The organism is Staphylococcus simulans, from assembly GCF_002994445.1.
In the GTDB taxonomy this organism is placed as follows: domain Bacteria; phylum Bacillota; class Bacilli; order Staphylococcales; family Staphylococcaceae; genus Staphylococcus; species Staphylococcus simulans_B.
The window spans coordinates 163,932-180,030 of sequence record NZ_MRZJ01000003.1; the positions used below are offsets into that span (position 1 = coordinate 163,932).

16 protein-coding genes are annotated in these 16,099 nt (G+C 37.5%); 10 read left to right on the forward strand and 6 right to left on the reverse strand.

Translation table 11 applies throughout. The annotated features are described in order from the left end of the window. Nucleotides 1-115: 115 nt before the first annotated feature. Together queF and C7N65_RS05840 are read right to left on the reverse strand one after the other, a co-directional pair. Nucleotides 116-619 carry a preQ(1) synthase gene (queF, locus tag C7N65_RS05835; RefSeq protein ID WP_105993539.1) on the reverse strand — a complete coding sequence of 168 codons (504 nt, stop codon included), beginning with the start codon at nt 617-619 and terminating at the stop codon, nt 116-118. 2 nt (nt 620-621) lie between these two features. Continuing rightward, nucleotides 622-1,509, reverse strand: a complete 888-nt coding sequence (locus C7N65_RS05840) for a DMT family transporter (RefSeq protein ID WP_105993540.1) — start codon at nt 1,507-1,509, stop codon at nt 622-624. Nucleotides 1,510-2,397: 888 nt separating this feature from the next. On the opposite strand from C7N65_RS05840, the gene nrdI reads away from it, so the two are divergent. From nrdI to C7N65_RS05875, 7 genes are all read left to right on the forward strand, one after another. Further along, nucleotides 2,398-2,799, forward strand: coding sequence for a class Ib ribonucleoside-diphosphate reductase assembly flavoprotein NrdI (gene nrdI / locus C7N65_RS05845; RefSeq protein ID WP_105993541.1), 402 nt, complete (start codon nt 2,398-2,400; stop codon nt 2,797-2,799). Beyond that, on the forward strand, nt 2,762-4,867 hold the full coding sequence (gene nrdE / locus C7N65_RS05850; protein WP_105993542.1) for a class 1b ribonucleoside-diphosphate reductase subunit alpha: 2,106 nt from the start codon (nt 2,762-2,764) through the stop codon (nt 4,865-4,867). The genes nrdI and nrdE overlap by 38 nt, the downstream gene beginning before the upstream one ends. Nucleotides 4,868-4,981: 114 nt before the next feature. Next, nucleotides 4,982-5,956, forward strand: a complete 975-nt coding sequence (nrdF, locus tag C7N65_RS05855; RefSeq protein WP_105993543.1) for a class 1b ribonucleoside-diphosphate reductase subunit beta — start codon at nt 4,982-4,984, stop codon at nt 5,954-5,956. 298 nt (nt 5,957-6,254) lie between these two features. Continuing rightward, nucleotides 6,255-7,211 (forward strand): ABC transporter permease, encoded by a 957-nt coding sequence (locus tag C7N65_RS05860; protein WP_199790661.1) that lies wholly within the window; start codon nt 6,255-6,257, stop codon nt 7,209-7,211. After that, the gene (locus C7N65_RS05865) at nt 7,201-8,163 is read left to right on the forward strand and encodes an iron chelate uptake ABC transporter family permease subunit (RefSeq protein WP_105993545.1); all 963 of its coding nucleotides are present in this window, start codon (nt 7,201-7,203) and stop codon (nt 8,161-8,163) included. The genes C7N65_RS05860 and C7N65_RS05865 overlap by 11 nt, the downstream gene beginning before the upstream one ends. Beyond that, entirely contained in the window at nt 8,160-8,918 is a 759-nt protein-coding gene (locus tag C7N65_RS05870) for an ABC transporter ATP-binding protein (protein ID WP_105993546.1), read from the forward strand. Before C7N65_RS05865 ends, C7N65_RS05870 begins: the two co-directional genes overlap by 4 nt. 84 nt (nt 8,919-9,002) lie before the next feature. Then, nucleotides 9,003-10,031, forward strand: a complete 1,029-nt coding sequence (locus C7N65_RS05875) for a ferrated catecholamine ABC transporter substrate-binding lipoprotein SstD (RefSeq protein WP_105993547.1) — start codon at nt 9,003-9,005, stop codon at nt 10,029-10,031. Nucleotides 10,032-10,111: 80 nt separating this feature from the next. On the opposite strand, the gene C7N65_RS05880 is transcribed toward C7N65_RS05875, so the two are convergent. The 3 genes from C7N65_RS05880 to C7N65_RS05890 form a co-directional block, all read right to left on the reverse strand. Next, entirely contained in the window at nt 10,112-10,435 is a 324-nt protein-coding gene (locus tag C7N65_RS05880) for a CHY zinc finger protein (RefSeq protein WP_105993548.1), read from the reverse strand. 14 nt (nt 10,436-10,449) lie between these two features. Then, nucleotides 10,450-11,376, reverse strand: a complete 927-nt coding sequence (gene murB, locus C7N65_RS05885; RefSeq protein ID WP_105993549.1) for a UDP-N-acetylmuramate dehydrogenase — start codon at nt 11,374-11,376, stop codon at nt 10,450-10,452. A 76-nt stretch (nt 11,377-11,452) separates the two neighbouring features. After that, on the reverse strand, nt 11,453-11,980 hold the full coding sequence (locus C7N65_RS05890; RefSeq protein WP_105993550.1) for a GrpB family protein: 528 nt from the start codon (nt 11,978-11,980) through the stop codon (nt 11,453-11,455). A 108-nt stretch (nt 11,981-12,088) separates the two neighbouring features. Between C7N65_RS05890 and C7N65_RS05895 the strand changes: the two genes are divergently transcribed. The 3 genes from C7N65_RS05895 (at nt 12,089) to C7N65_RS05905 (ending at nt 14,795) form a co-directional block, all read left to right on the forward strand. After that, entirely contained in the window at nt 12,089-12,991 is a 903-nt protein-coding gene (locus C7N65_RS05895; protein WP_105993551.1) for an EMYY motif lipoprotein, read from the forward strand. Between the two features lie 129 nt (nt 12,992-13,120). Continuing rightward, nucleotides 13,121-13,441: a bacillithiol system redox-active protein YtxJ gene (ytxJ, locus tag C7N65_RS05900; RefSeq protein ID WP_105993552.1), complete on the forward strand. Its 321-nt coding sequence runs from the start codon at nt 13,121-13,123 to the stop codon at nt 13,439-13,441. Between the two features lie 220 nt (nt 13,442-13,661). Next, a complete protein-coding gene (locus tag C7N65_RS05905; RefSeq protein ID WP_105993553.1) occupies nt 13,662-14,795 on the forward strand; it encodes a glycerate kinase in 1,134 nt (377 codons plus the stop codon). 70 nt (nt 14,796-14,865) lie between these two features. Here the strand turns inward: C7N65_RS05905 and pepT are convergent, their stop codons facing one another. Then, nucleotides 14,866-16,095, reverse strand: a complete 1,230-nt coding sequence (pepT, locus tag C7N65_RS05910) for a peptidase T (protein WP_105993554.1) — start codon at nt 16,093-16,095, stop codon at nt 14,866-14,868. Nucleotides 16,096-16,099 lie beyond the last annotated feature (4 nt).

Below are 16,099 nucleotides of genomic sequence, written 5' to 3' on the forward strand. Positions count from 1 at the left end.
AAAATAAATCGTAAATTTACTAAATTATTTGAACAAAAAAGAACGAATCCGCTTCCATAAAAATAAAAAACAACCTGAAATTAATCAGGTTGCTGCTATTAAATCACATATGAAATTATCTGTTATCAATTTTCTCAGGGTACAAGTCATGATTCATCATACGATACTCAGCCATTTCCTCATATTTAGTATCAGGACGGCCATAATTCGTATAAGGATCGATAGAAATACCGCCGCGCGGCGTAAATTTGCCCCATACTTCAATATAATGCGGATCCATCAAATCGATTAAGTCATTCATAATGATATTCATACAATCCTCATGAAAGTCTCCATGATTTCTGAAACTGAATAAATAAAGTTTGAGTGACTTAGACTCTACCATTTTGATATTCGGAATATATGAAATATAAATTGTCGCAAAATCCGGCTGACCTGTAATAGGGCATAGCGAAGTAAATTCAGGACAATTGAATTTAACGAAATAGTCGCGGCCTTGATGCTTATTATCGAATGTTTCTAAGACATCAGGTCGGTAGTCGAAATCATATTGGTTATTTTGATTGCCGAGCAGTGTAATGTCTTGCAAATCTTCTTTTTTACGTCCTTGTTGTGACACGGTTATTTTCCTCCTTTATGTTGCGGTTTCGGATGATTTTTACTTTGTCTGCGTGCTTTTTCAAACATATAGTAGCTTGCACTGATAATGATTACATAGCCTAGTGTAGCATATAAGTCCGGCGATTCTCCGAAAATCACGATGCCCATCAATGCTGTGAAGATGATTGAAGCATACGTAAAGATTGAAATGTCTTTTGCTGGTGCAAAACTGTAGGCTAGAGTGATACCGATTTGTCCGACAGCTGCTGATAAACCTGCCCCGACCAAGTAGATAATTTGAAGGCCTGACATGGGTTGATAAGTAAATAGGACAAATGGAATTAAAGCTACAATTGAGAAGAATGAAAAGTAAAAGACAATAGTATATGGTGCTTCTCTTGTGCTTAATGCGCGTACACATGTATAAGCTGAAGCAGCGAAGATACCAGAGAACAATCCGGCAATAGCTGGAATCATTTCAGATGAGAATTGCGGCTGTACGACAAACAACATGCCGACAATCGCAACCAGCATTGCGGTAATTTGATATTTGCGGACTTTCTCATGCAAGAAAATCAAACTGAGCAGAATCGTCCAAAACGGATTCAACTTCATCAATGTATCTGCGTCGCTTAAAAGCATATGGTCAATCGCGTAGATGTTGAGCAGCACACCGATTAAACCGAGTGTAGAACGTGAAATCAATAGGGGCTGACTGCTTAATTTGCCAAACATAGGTTGTTTATATTTATATAAGAAATACAACGGAATCAGCATGGCAACCAAGTTTCTAGCTAAAGACTTTTGGAAGACAGGCAAGTCGCCTGCAAGTCTGAAAAACAGCGACATGAAACTAAAGCCGATCGCTGAAACGAGTATGGCAATAATACCTTTTAATTTAGAATCCATACTTTCTCCTCTACTTTCCTCAAAACTTAACGTATATCATCTTAGCATATATCAAAATAAGTGCCTATATGCACTTGCAAAAGACATCAAGAATCGTTATAATTTAATCGAACATATGTTCTTATTGTAGATTGAGTTATGCATAACCGACTGAATATATGAATTAGTTGATTTTTATTAAAGTATTGCGTTAAGCCTTTCATGGTGGGATTGAGAGAAATCTTATGATGACAAGGAGTACACAAATTTTCTAAAAATCAAGGGCAAAATTACAATTATTTATTTTGAAAGGATTTTTAAGAAAAAATAAGAAGTCTAAGCATAGCGGTGACGCTACTTCTATCAATTTTGACAAATTTAAATAAATTTTGGAGGGGTTATTCTCTTTGAAATTATAATGTGTGTTCGGTATAATGAATCACATAATATAGTATTGAAGAACGAAACCCAACACTATATATTGTGGTTGAACCCAAAATAATGAAAAAAATATTTCACTTCTTTTTGGCAATTTCACACATAACTTGAAAGAACAGAATACAGGTTAGGGGTTTAATCTGATATTCCTGCTCATTTAAGAAAAGGCATACACCCCTGTGATTGCAAGAGGATATGCAGTATACAGGTATAACAAGCAAAAGCTTTTTTTTCATCAATAAAGAGAAAGCCCATTAGTGTGAATAAAATCATCTCAACACAACATGTAGTGTTAAGGATCAATGCATTAACATATCGAAATCAAATTAAAACATGCAGCAGTCACAACATCTCCTTTAAGATACAGCAATACCAGCAAGGCAGCCTGGCATGTTTTTTAATTATGAGAAAGAAAGTGCATGACGCTATGTGACGAGTGAGCGCGTTCTTTATAAGAAAGCGGGTGATTCAATGAAGGTAGTATATTTTTCATTTACTGGTAACGTCAGACGATTTATAGGAAGAACTGAATTTGAGAATACTTTAGAAATTACAAATGACAACTGTGCAGAAGTGCGCGTTGATGAACCTTATATATTGGTCACTAGTACAATTGGTTTTGGAGAAGTGCCAGATGTAGTTAAAACATTTTTGAAAAATAACGGAAATATGATCAGAGGTGTTGTTGGAAGCGGTAATCGCAACTGGGGCCAAAACTTTGCGAAAGCCAGCGAAACCATTTCACGAGAATATTTCGTTCCGCTATTAATGAAGTTTGAAGTACAAGGTACAAAGAAAGATGTAGAAGAGTTTAATGATAAGGTGGGGCAATTATATGAAGACTATGAACGAAAAGCAGTACAATCATATTGAATTAAATAACGAGGTTACAAAGCGTAAAGAAGATGGTTTCTTCAACTTAGAAAAAGACCAAGAAGCTTTAGCGGTTTATTTAGAAGAAATCAAAGATCATACGATTTATTTCGATACAGAAATCGAACGTTTGCACTATCTTGTAGATAATGACTTTTATGTAGATGTATTCAAACAATACAGCGAAGCAGATTTAGAAGAAATTACTGAATATGCACGCAGTATTCCATTCGAATTTGCAAGCTACATGTCAGCAAGCAAATTCTTCAAAGACTATGCTTTGAAAACAAATGATAAAAAGCAATATCTTGAAGACTATTCGCAGCACGTTACAATTGTTGCACTTTACTTAGCGGATGGCGACAAAGCACAAGCCAAACAATTTATCTCATCAATGATTGAACAACGCTACCAACCTGCAACACCTACATTCTTAAACGCAGGACGTGCACGCCGCGGCGAATTAGTTTCATGTTTCTTATTAGAAGTAGATGACAGCTTGAACTCTATCAACTTTATTGATTCAACAGCGAAACAATTAAGTAAAATCGGCGGCGGTGTAGCGATTAACTTATCTAAACTTCGTGCACGCGGCGAAGCAATCAAAGGTATCAAAGGTGTTGCAAAAGGCGTATTGCCAGTTGCGAAATCACTCGAAGGCGGCTTCAGCTATGCAGACCAATTAGGTCAAAGACCAGGTGCAGGTGCGGTTTACCTTAATATCTTCCACTATGATGTTGAAGAATTCTTAGATACAAAAAAAGTAAACGCAGACGAAGACATCCGTTTATCAACAATTTCAACAGGTTTAATTGTACCTGCTAAATTCTTCGAACTTGCTAAAGAAGGCAAAGACTTCTATATGTTTGCGCCGCACACTGTATTTAACGAATACGGCGTAACATTAGATGATATCGATTTAGATAAATATTATGATGAAATGGTTGAGAACCCTAACATCTTAAAACGCAAAAAAGATGCGCGCGAAATGTTGAATACAATTGCGCAAACACAATTGCAATCAGGTTATCCTTATTTAATGTTTAAAGATAACGCAAACAAAGTACATGCCAATTCAAATATCGGCCAAATCAAAATGAGTAACTTATGTACTGAAATCTTCCAATTACAAGAAACTTCAATCATCAACGATTACGGTGTTGAAGATGAAATCAAACGTGATATTTCTTGTAACTTAGGTTCACTTAATATTGTGAACGTAATGGAATCAGGCAAATTCAGAGACTCTGTACACACAGGTATGGATGCATTGACAGTTGTCAGCGATGAAGCGGATATTCAAAACGCGCCAGGTGTACGTAAAGCAAACAGTGAATTGCATTCAGTAGGTTTAGGCGTAATGAACTTGCATGGTTATCTTGCGAAAAATCAAATCGGCTATGAATCAGAAGAAGCAAAAGACTTTGCGAACGTATTCTTCATGATGATGAACTATTACTCAATCGAACGTTCTATGCAAACAGCTAAAGAACGCGGCGAAGCTTATCAAGACTTTGATAAATCAGATTATGCGAGCGGTAAGTACTTTGATAAATATACAAAAGAAGATATCGTTCCTGAATATGAAAAAGTAAAAGCATTGTTTGAAGGTTTGGAAATTCCAACTGCAGAAGATTGGAAAGCATTAGCAGAAGACGTTAAACAATATGGTCTATACCATGCTTACCGTCTAGCGATCGCACCGACACAAAGTATTTCATACGTTCAAAATGCGACAAGTTCAGTTATGCCGATTGTAGATCAAATCGAACGTCGTACGTACGGCAACTCTGAAACATTCTATCCAATGCCGTTCTTATCACCGCAAACAATGTGGTACTACAAATCAGCATTCAACACAGATCAAATGCGTTTGATTGATTTAGTAGCAACGATCCAACAACACGTTGACCAAGGTATCTCAACAATCCTTTACGTCAACTCAGAAATTTCTACACGTGAATTAGCACGTTTATATGTCTATGCACATCATAAAGGTCTAAAATCACTTTATTATACACGTAACAAATTATTAAGCGTAGAAGAATGTACAAGCTGCGCTATCTAATAGAGAAAAAGTGAGGCAACCTGAATAGGTTGTCTCTACATAAGTTATACTGCGAAAATTAAACGGAAATTAAACGAGCTAAATTAAAAATCAAGAATGGGGAAATGCACTTTGATGATCGCTGTCAATTGGAACACGCAAGAAGACATGACGAATATGTTTTGGCGACAAAACATCTCCCAAATGTGGGTAGAAACGGAATTTAAAGTATCTAAAGATATTGCAAGTTGGAAAACATTAACACCAGAAGAACAAGATACTTTCAAAAAGGCATTGGCAGGCTTAACAGGATTAGATACACACCAAGCTGACGATGGTATGCCTTTAGTCATGATGCACACTAAAGATTTACGTAAAAAAGCAGTTTACTCATTTATGGGAATGATGGAGCAAATCCACGCGAAAAGTTATTCTCATATCTTTACAACACTTTTACCATCTAGCGAAACAAACTATTTATTAGATAAATGGGTGTTGGAAGAACCGCACTTGAAATTCAAATCTGATAAAATCGTAGGCAACTATCATAAACTATGGACAAAAGATGCATCTGTTTATGATCAATATATGGCACGTGTGTCCAGTGTATTCTTAGAAACATTCTTATTCTACTCTGGATTCTATTATCCGCTTTTCCTTGCAGGTCAAGGACGCATGACAACATCTGGTGAAATTATCCGTAAAATTCTATTAGATGAATCGATTCACGGGGTATTCACAGGATTAGATGCACAACATATGCGTAATGAACTCTCAGAAAACGAAAAGCAGCGTGCGGACCAAGAAATGTATAAATTATTAGATGAATTATACAAAAACGAAGTGTCTTATACACATTCGCTTTATGATCAAATCGGTTTAACAGATGACGTATTAAACTATGTACGTTACAACGGAAACAAAGCGTTATCTAACTTAGGTTTCGAACCTTACTTTGAAGAACGCGAGTTCAACCCGATTATTGAAAATGCCTTAGATACTTCTACGAAGAACCATGACTTCTTCTCAGTTAAAGGTGACGGCTATACATTAGCATTGAATGTAGAAGCGTTGCGTGACGAAGATTTCATTTTCGATGATGAAGACTAATTGAATGACAAACACTGAATCTGACTGTTTTCACAGTTTGGATTCAGTGTTTTTTTGTTTGCCTAAAATTAGAAATATTCAACTAAGACAAGTGTTATTGGAAATAAACAGAGATATTATACAACTTTTAATAGTATTTAGTCTAAGTTTGAATAATAATTTTTATGAAAATGTAGAAAAAGTATTGATTAAAATCAATAAACTGATACGATAGATTTAAGTGAAAACGATTATCATTTACAATTAGATTAGAGAAAGATAAAAGGAAGGATTGGGTTTTAGAATGGTTCAACAACTTATGCGTTTTCCGGTTTTAGTCGTGCTCTTTTTAATTTTAACCGTCCTTTCATTGTTTATTGGTGTGAGTCAGGTTTCAATTACTCAAATTTTTCATTTAACACAAGAGCAGCAAAATATCCTCGTTTCAAGTCGTATTCCTAGAACAGTCAGCATTGTGATTTCCGGCAGTTCATTAGCACTTGCAGGATTGATTATGCAACAGATGATGCAGAATAAATTTGTCAGTCCAACTACCGCAGGAACAATGGAATGGGCTAAGTTAGGTATTTTAATTGCGCTGATTTTCTTTCCTCAAGCGCACATATTAGTTAAATTGTTATTCGCCATGGTACTTAGTATCGGCGGCACTTTCTTCTTTATGAAATTAATACAGATTATCCGCTTTAAAGATGTAATTTTTGTCCCGCTGCTCGGCATTATGATCGGCGGCATTATCTCAAGTTTAACGACCTTTATTGCCTTGCGCACCAATGCGCTTCAAAGTATCGGCAACTGGTTGAACGGAAACTTTGCGATTATTACAAGCGGCCGTTATGAAGTACTGTATCTCAGTATTCCATTGCTTATTGTTACATATATTTTCGCTAACTATTTCACAATAGCCGGCATGGGCAAAGATTTCAGCCATAACTTAGGTGTGAATTATGAAAGAATTATGATGTTCGGCTTAACAATTACCGCAACGATGACAGCTTTAGTCGTCGTAACAGTTGGAACATTACCGTTTTTAGGTTTGATTGTTCCGAATATTGTTTCCATTTACAGAGGAGACCATTTAAAAAATGCATTACCGCACACTGCTGTATTAGGCGCAATATTCGTTTTGATTTCAGATATTATCGGACGTTTGATTGTCTACCCTTATGAAATCAATATCGGATTAACGATTGGTGTCTTTGGTACATGTATTTTCTTAATCATGTTATTTAAAGGGAGCCGCAACTATGAGTCTTAAACAAACGAAGCTTAAATTATTCATTTTATTTTCGGTAGTTGTGATTACAGGCGCTTTATACCTTGTTTTAGGTATCGATTTTGATATCTTTGCGTATCAGATTCAAAGTCGTATCAGAAAGCTGATTTTAATGGTCTTAGTCGGTGCCGCAATCGGTACATCGGTGATTATCTTCCAAGCGATTACCGTCAACCGGTTATTGACACCTTCGATGATGGGATTAGATGCGGTCTATATGTTTGTGAAAGTCGTCTTAGTCTTTATATTCGGCATTCAATCGATGGCAGTCACAAACTTGTATTTAAACTTTGCATTAACACTTGTCGCAATGATTATATTCGCACTGATTTTATTCCAAGGAGTCTTTAAATACGGCAACTTCTCTGTTTACTTTATTTTGTTGATAGGGGTAATTTTAGGTACCTTCTTCAGAAGTATTACAGGGTTTATCGAATTGGTACTTAATCCAGAAGATTTCTTGGCCGTTCAAAGTTCAATGTTCGCAAACTTTAACGCTTCAAATGAAAAGTTAGTGTTGATCGGCGGCATTGTGCTGATTATTTTAATTGCGATTACGATCAAGATATTGCCTTATTTAGATGTATTGTTGCTTGGGAAAGCACAAGCAATGAACTTAGGTGTGAATTATACACGTGTAACGAGGCTTTTAATGATTATGGTCGCTTTGCTGACGGCTATTGCGACAGCACTGGTAGGACCCATTACATTCTTAGGTCTGTTAACTGTGAATATTGCACATGAAATTATGAAAACGTTTGAACATAAATATCTCTTGCCGGCGACTATCTTTTTAAGCTGGATCAGTTTATTTACAGCTGAATGGGTTGTAGAACATCTCTTTGAAGCTACAACAGAGGTCAGTATATTAATCAACTTGATCGGCGGCAGTTATTTTGTTTACTTACTCATTAAAAGGAGGAACGTGCGATGATACAAGTCCAAGATTTGAACAAGTCTATTCATGATAAACCGATTCTCAGCGATATTAATGTGGAAATTCGTAAAGGCCGTCTGACATCATTAATCGGTCCGAACGGGGCAGGAAAGAGTACTTTATTGTCAGCAATCAGCCGATTAATAGACGTGGACACTGGTAACATTCAGCTTGAAAATGAACAACTAGAAACCTTTACAAGCAATGAAATCGCAAGAAAGTTATCGGTACTGAAACAAACCAATCACACGGAATTGAATATTACTGTCGAACAGCTTGTCGCATTCGGCCGTTTCCCATATTCTAAAGGGCGTTTAACGCCTGAAGATAAAGAAAAAATCAATCAAGCCTTAGATTTATTGCAGCTGCAAGAAATCAAAGGACGCAACCTTAAAACACTTTCTGGCGGACAACGTCAGCGTGCTTACATTGCGATGACAATTGCACAAGATACAGAATGTATTTTACTCGATGAACCGCTGAACAACTTAGATATGAAATACTCAGTAGACATTATGAAGACACTGAGAACATTGACTAGAGATTACGGAAAAACGATTGTGATTGTCTTGCATGATATCAACTTCGCTTCGAGTTATTCCGATGATGTGGTCGCAATGAAAGACGGCCGTATTGTCAAAGCAGATGTCAGAGATGAAGTGATTCAACCAAGCACTTTAAGATATTTATACGATATGGATGTTCAAATTGAATGCATCCGAGGTCAAAGAATCTGTCTTTACTACGATTAATATTAATGCATTGAAAGGGGTGATGCCGATTTTTTACGGCATTATGAGACGGGGGTCTAAAATATTCCAAAAGGAGAAAAACAGATGAAGAAATTAGGCTTATTTATTTTAGTTAGTGTTATGTTTTTATTAGCTGCTTGCGGTAACGGCAGTGATCAAAAAGAAAGTTCAGAAAAAGGAACTTCAGATAAAAAGACAGTAAAAATTGAAAATAGTTATAAATTAAACGGTAAAGATCCAAAAGGCAGCGATGCTAAACAAGTGAAAGATACAGTAGAAGTACCTGTTAATCCTAAAAACGCAGTTGTTTTAGATTACGGTGCATTAGATACGTTAAAAGCATTAGGTGTGGCAGACAAGGTAAAAGCAACACCTAAAGGTGAAGACAACAGCACTTTACCAGATTTCTTAAAAGAATTTAAAGATGAAAAATACTTAAACACAGGTTCATTGAAAGAAGTCAACTTTGATAAAGTTGCACAAGCAAAACCAGAAGTAATCTTCATTTCAAACCGTACAGCGAACCAAAAGAACTTAGATGAATTCAAAAAAGCAGCACCTAAAGCAAAAGTAGTTTATGTCGGTGCAGATGATAAAGACTACATGAATTCAGTTAAGAAAAACGCTGAAAACTTAGGTAAAATCTACGACAAAGAAGATAAAGCAAAAGAATTGAACAAAAAATTAGATAAAAAAGTTGCGGACATGAAAGCTAAAACGAAAGACTTCGATAAATCAGTGATGTACTTATTAGTGAACGAAGGCGAATTATCAACATTCGGTCCTAAAGAACGTTTCGGAAGCTTAGTTTATAACACATTAGGTTTCAAACCAGCAGATGAAAAAATTAAAGCAAGTGCACATGGTCAAAACGTCACAAACGAATATGTTAACGAAAAAAATCCAGGTGTAATCATTGCGATGGACCGCGGTCAAGCTATCGGCGGTAAATCTACTGCGAAACAAGTATTAGGCAATGACGTAATTAAAAACGTTAAAGCTATCAAAGATGACCAAGTATACGAAGTAGATCCTAAACTTTGGTACTTCGCATCAGGTTCTACAACTACAACAATGAAACAAATCGACGAATTAAAAGACATAGTTAAATAATTATCGTTAAACATGGGGGAAGACGATAAAAAAACGGGTGAGTCACGATGATAAGTTATCGTAACTCGCCCGTTTTGATTTTATATTTCAAAGTAATGCGGATAGTGTGCTTCGCAACGCGGATTGAATGGTGCGTTGCAATGAGGACAATGATTGGTTTTGGTATATTCTGCAATGGTAAGTTCATGTCCGCATACACCGCACAAAATCGCATGTGTATCATATTCTTCTTTGGACCATGGAATAGGTGCGTGGTCTTCTGATTCGTTATGGCAATGAATACAAGCATAGTATTTGCCGCAGCATTTGAATTTAATAGCGACTACGTCTAAGAGTGTGTGATAGTGTGTACATCTTGTTTCGCTGTCTAAACCAATGCCGTGTACTTGTTGTGAATGCGACATATCAATTGCCTGCCTTATTGCTGGTCTTCTGGATGGTCGCCGATGATACGCACTTCCGGATGCAATTCAACATCGAACTTTTCTTTTACCACTTGCTGAACATGGTGGATCAAGTCTTCGTAGTCCGTTGCTGTGCCGTTATCGACATTGACCATGAAACCTGCGTGTTTGGTAGAAACTTCGACACCGCCGATACGATGGCCTTGCAAGTCTGAATCTTGAATCAGTTTACCTGCAAAGTGGCCTGGAGGTCTTTGGAAGACACTGCCGCATGATGGATGTTCAAGCGGTTGTTTTGATTCACGGCGTTCAGTCAAGTCGTCCATGACAGCTTGAATATCCTCTTGATTGCCTGGTGCTAAGTTAAAGGCAGCTTCTAAGACTACTAAGTGCTGCTTTTGCACAATACTGCTGCGGTAGCCAAGTTCTAATTCATCACGTGTCAATTGGACTAAGTCGCCGCGTTCATTGACGCATACAGCGTAATCGATACAATCACGGACTTCTCCGCCATAAGCACCTGCATTCATGAAGACAGCACCGCCGATTGAACCTGGGATGCCGCATGCAAATTCTAATCCAGTTAAAGATTTGTCGCGAGCGGTACGGGAGACATCAATAATCGCTGCACCGCTGCCTGCGATTATGACATTATCTTCAACTTTAATATAATCCATGGATAATAAGCTCAATACAATTCCGCGGATACCGCCTTCGCGGATAATAATGTTAGAGCCGTTGCCTAAGTATGTGACAGGGATGTTGTTGATTCTAGCAAGATGATTGATGGCTTGGACTTCTTTGAAATTTGTCGGACTGAGATAGAAATCAGCCTTTCCTCCTGTTTGCGTATAAGTATAGCGTTTTAATGGTTCATCAACTTTAATTTTTTCTTCTGGCAGAATTTTAGCTAATTCTGTAAGAATGTCATCTTTGTGCAACGATAGAACTCCCTTTCAATTGTTTTCATCTTCTTATTATAGCAATGAAACCTTTAGTTTGTGAAATGCTATAACCTTAATTTAAATGAAATTGACGTGACAATTTTTCAAACAATGCATCTTTAGCTTCTTCATATTCGCGAATGGTTGCGGCTTGTGTATGCAATGTTTGTTTTTCCTTTGAAAACTGCGCGCTGAGTTCAGTATCTTGGCTCAGTGCAGCATCCATTTCTTTATAATGGCAATATTGTTTTGATTCAATCTGCAAGATATGCAGGCGTACAGTTTGTTTTAGTTCAGTCATATCATTGAACTTTACCATCACGGCTTTTTTCTTGTAGCTGTGATGCACACGATAAAAGCCGGCATAATTCAAGCGCTTTTCATCTAATGCAGTAATATCATGCAGGTTGTTCACACCGACCAAAATATCTAAAATAGGTTCAGTCGGATAGTTGAAATGTGCAGTTCCTCCGATGTGCTGCACGGTTTGAACAGGTGTATTCAACAAACCAAGCAAAAGTTTACTTAACCTGTCGAATTGATCTTGATAAGAGGGTAATGCCTTTTTATCTTTTATTAAAGGCTGTGTTTTTGAATACATAATCAACCGTCCTTTGTAAAAGTCTCTAAAATATTATATTATGAATCTTGACTTACTCAAACACTTAACACGCAAATTATAAAGATAAACAGACAGGAGTGGACAAAAGTGAAAAGGTGGCTTCTCATAATAACGATTGCTTGTCTAACGCTGTCTCTTGCGGCATGCAGTAATAAAACGCAGTCAGATTTAAAACATTTTGAAAAAGCAAAGCATGAAGTAGATAAAGAAGAGCGTCAAGTTGAAAAAATTATGGATGACATGCGCTTGAATCGTTTGAATGAACTCAGCAAATCAGATTTAACAGATAGAAATAAAACAGACTTCAAACAATTGGAAAAGGATATGGATAAGAAGCTGATGCCTGCATTTGAATCTTATCAGCACGCCGCAGAACAATTGCCGGCTGAAACTAAAGATGTCAAAGCCTTGCGTAAAACTTACATAAGTGAGGTTAATGAACAAGAAAAAGATTTAAAAGCCATCCGCAGTTTTATACACCTTTGCAACGCCTCGATTAAAGCAAATGAAGATATTTTGAATTATACGAGGCTGTTTGAGAAGAACCGTGCGCAGTTAGAGAAGCAAGTCGAAACAGCACGCCAAGCAGGGGAGTCTGACAGTATCGATAAATTTATTCATAAGTTGAAGCATCATAACAAAGAGCTGCAGCAGATTGCGAAAAAATATTTAGATACAGATGATCCGGCTAATACGAAAACCGTGATTAAAGATAAAGTACAGCCTCTGATTAATCGACAAATCGAAGAGCTGAACCAAGCGAGTGTGTCAGAGCCGAATACTGCAAAAGCACATCAAACGGCTATTGAAATGTATTACAGTCTGCAAAACTATTATGAGACACGACAAAAGACAATAGATGTCAGCAATGGTTTAGAACGATATGATATGAATAAAACGCCTTTAACAGGGAAAGAATTAGATGAAGCGCATAAACCGTTTAAGCGCGAGTTGACGGACTTAAAAAACAAATTGCACAAGAATGATTGAAAAAAGCAAGGAAAATGTTAGTGTTTTGGTTAACATTGAAATATAAAGTGTGTATAATTAGACACATTGAAATAGCAATTAGAATGGGACTATCACGTGTAGTGATAAATATTTTTAGAGGTGAATAGAATGGCTACAAAGCTGACTTCAATTGACCAGTTTGAACAGGTAATTAACGACAACAAATATGTATTTATAATGAAACACAGCGACACTTGTCCAATTTCAGCAAATGCTTATGATCAATTCAATAAGTTTTTGTATGAACGTGATATTGATGGATATTACTTAATTGTACAAGAACAAAGAGACGTATCAGATTATATTGCTGAAAAAACTGGAGTGAAGCACGAATCGCCGCAAGCTTTCTACTTTGTAAATGGAGAAGTGAAGTGGCATGCGAGTCATGATGACATTAATGTGACCTCACTCGCACAAGCTGAAGAATAAGCTTGTTAGGGGAAAACATCAATAATAAAATATGAACGAAAACAGGCTCCAAGCTTTGGAAGGCGGAAATGAAAGAAAATAAAACAGTTCCAACTTCCGATAGGCTTGGAGTTATTTTAATTTTAAGGGCTAGACGTAACAGTGGGCATTTTGAATAATGCCCTGTATAATATTAAAGTGAATGCAACAAACATTGGGAAACTTTATTTGAGGTGACAAAATGAGAGTATTAGTCGCAATGGATGAATTTAATGGAATCGTTTCGAGTTACGAAGCGAATCGCTACGTAGAAGAAGCAGTAGCAAGCCAAATCGAAGGGGCAGATATCGTGCAAGTGCCTTTGTTCAACGGCCGGCATGAACTGATGGATTCGGTCTTTTTATGGCAATCCGGAACAAAATACCGTGTGAATGTACATGATGCAGATATGGAACCAGTTGAAGCGGTTTACGGCAAAACAGAGAGCGGCATGACGATTATTGAAGCGGATTTATTCTTGCAAGGTAACAAGCCGATTGTCGATCGTTCAAGCTATGGTTTAGGTGAAGTGATTGCGGCTGCATTAGAAAATGATGCACAGCATATTGTCATTTCCCTTGGCAACATTGCAAGCTTTGACGGCGGTGCAGGTATGCTGCAAGCTTTAGGCGCAAAATATTATAATGACGAAGGCGAATCAATTGATGCAAGCAAAGGTGTCAATGTTCTAAAATATATTCGCCACGTCGATTTTTCTGGTTTGAATCCACGCTTATCAAAAACACGCTTCCAGCTAGTGTCGGATTTCTCAAGCAAAATGTACGGCAAAGCCAGTGAAATCATGCAAGTCTATCCGTTATTAGGTATTTCACGCGAAGAAGCAGCGGCAGTAGATAATCTTGTATGGTACTTCAGCGAGATTTTGAAAAATGAAACACGTACCGTAACAAGCACAGTCGAACGCGGCGGTGCAGGCGGCGGTGTTGCGGCTGTCTTAGCAGCGCTATACAACGCAGAGGTGCTGACAAGCCATAATCTGGTGGATCAAATCACACATTTAGAAAGCTTGATTGAACAAGCAGATTTAATTATGTTCGGTGAAGGCATCAATGAACAAGACCAGCTTTTAGAAACAACGACATTGCGTATTGCGGAACTTGCGACGAAATATCATAAGCCTTGCATTGCGATTAATGCGACTGCTGATAAATTCGATCGCTATGAAGCTTTAGGTGTTACAGGCATGTTCAATTTATTTATGAAAATGCCGAAAAATTATACGAGTTTTGAAGCGGGTCTGCAAATTCGTTTCTATGCAGTACAAGCACTTAAACTGTTGACAACATCTTTTGATAATGATGAGAAACAAGCATAATTCAAGCAATAAAACGGCTGAATCCTTTTAATAGGGACTCAGCCGTTTTTTCGTAGAGATAACTATTTTTTTATTTTGATGATGCTGCAACTTCTTCAGCAATGCCTAAAATCACTTGTACTGCTTTTTCCATAACATCGATAGATGCATACTCGAATGGACCATGGAAGTTGTCGCAGCCTGTGAAGATATTAGGTGTCGGCAAGCCCATAAATGAAAGTTGAGAGCCGTCTGTTCCGCCGCGAATCGGTTCTGTATTCGGTTCGATACCTAATTGTTTGAAGACACGTTTTGGAATCTCGATAACTTTAGGTACTTCATTGATTTTTTCAGCCATATTATAGTATTGGTCATTAACTTCTAATTCTACCGGATCATTCGCATAGTCTTGATTGATAGTATCTTTAATCTCTTCAAGCAATGCTTTGCGTGCTTCGAATTGGTCGCGGTTATGATCGCGAACGATATATTTTAATTGTGCTTTTTCAGTAGTACCATTGAAGCTCATTAAGTGGAAGAAGCCTTCATAGCCTTCTGTTTGTTCTGGTACTTCATCTTGCGGCAATGCATGATCAAAGCGTTCGCCTAATTTAATTGCGTTGACCATCACATTTTTCGCTGAACCCGGATGTACATTGACACCGTGGCAAGTGATAGTTGCTTCAGCAGCATTGAAGCTTTCAAATTGAAGCTCGCCGTACTGGCTGCCGTCCATTGTATAACCGAAGTCAGCCCCAAAGCGTTCAACATCAAATTTGTGCGGACCGCGTCCGATTTCTTCATCTGGTGTGAATGCGACTCGGATACGTCCATGTTTCACTTCCGGATGTTCCACTAAATAGTTTAACGCGGTCATGATTTCCGCTACACCTGCTTTATCATCTGCGCCAAGCAATGATGTACCATCTGTAATCATTAGCCTATGGCCTTCGACGGATTTCATAGCAGGGAAGACGTCTTGGTTCAATTCGCGATCTGTATCGCCTAATTGAATAGGTTGGCCGTCATATTTTTCAATGATTTGCGGTTTGACATTAGTCGCATTGAAATCTGGCGATGTATCGATATGAGCTAAGAATCCGACAGTAGGTACTTCAGTTGCGATATTGCTTTCTAATGTCGCAAATAAATAACCATAGTCGTCGATATCTGTTTTAAGACCAAGTTCTTCTAATTCTTGTTTGAGTAAATTTAATAAGTCCCATTGTTTCTCAGTAGATGGTGTTGTTTCTGAGTCGGGATTAGATTGAGTATCAATCTCCGCATAACGTTTCAGTCTGTCGATTAATTGTTCTTTCACTTGA

Coding starts and splice junctions, on each gene's coding strand:
- C7N65_RS05840 (WP_105993540.1), bottom strand. CDS start 1,509: ATGGATTCTAAATTAAAAGGTATTATTGCCATACTCGTTTCAGCGATC.
- nrdI (WP_105993541.1), top strand. CDS start 2,398: ATGAAGGTAGTATATTTTTCATTTACTGGTAACGTCAGACGATTTATA.
- nrdE (WP_105993542.1), top strand. CDS start 2,762: ATGAAGACTATGAACGAAAAGCAGTACAATCATATTGAATTAAATAAC.
- nrdF (WP_105993543.1), top strand. CDS start 4,982: ATGATCGCTGTCAATTGGAACACGCAAGAAGACATGACGAATATGTTT.
- C7N65_RS05860 (WP_199790661.1), top strand. CDS start 6,255: ATGCGTTTTCCGGTTTTAGTCGTGCTCTTTTTAATTTTAACCGTCCTT.
- C7N65_RS05865 (WP_105993545.1), top strand. CDS start 7,201: ATGAGTCTTAAACAAACGAAGCTTAAATTATTCATTTTATTTTCGGTA.
- C7N65_RS05870 (WP_105993546.1), top strand. CDS start 8,160: ATGATACAAGTCCAAGATTTGAACAAGTCTATTCATGATAAACCGATT.
- C7N65_RS05875 (WP_105993547.1), top strand. CDS start 9,003: ATGAAGAAATTAGGCTTATTTATTTTAGTTAGTGTTATGTTTTTATTA.
- C7N65_RS05880 (WP_105993548.1), bottom strand. CDS start 10,435: ATGTCGCATTCACAACAAGTACACGGCATTGGTTTAGACAGCGAAACA.
- C7N65_RS05890 (WP_105993550.1), bottom strand. CDS start 11,980: ATGTATTCAAAAACACAGCCTTTAATAAAAGATAAAAAGGCATTACCC.
- ytxJ (WP_105993552.1), top strand. CDS start 13,121: ATGGCTACAAAGCTGACTTCAATTGACCAGTTTGAACAGGTAATTAAC.
- C7N65_RS05905 (WP_105993553.1), top strand. CDS start 13,662: ATGAGAGTATTAGTCGCAATGGATGAATTTAATGGAATCGTTTCGAGT.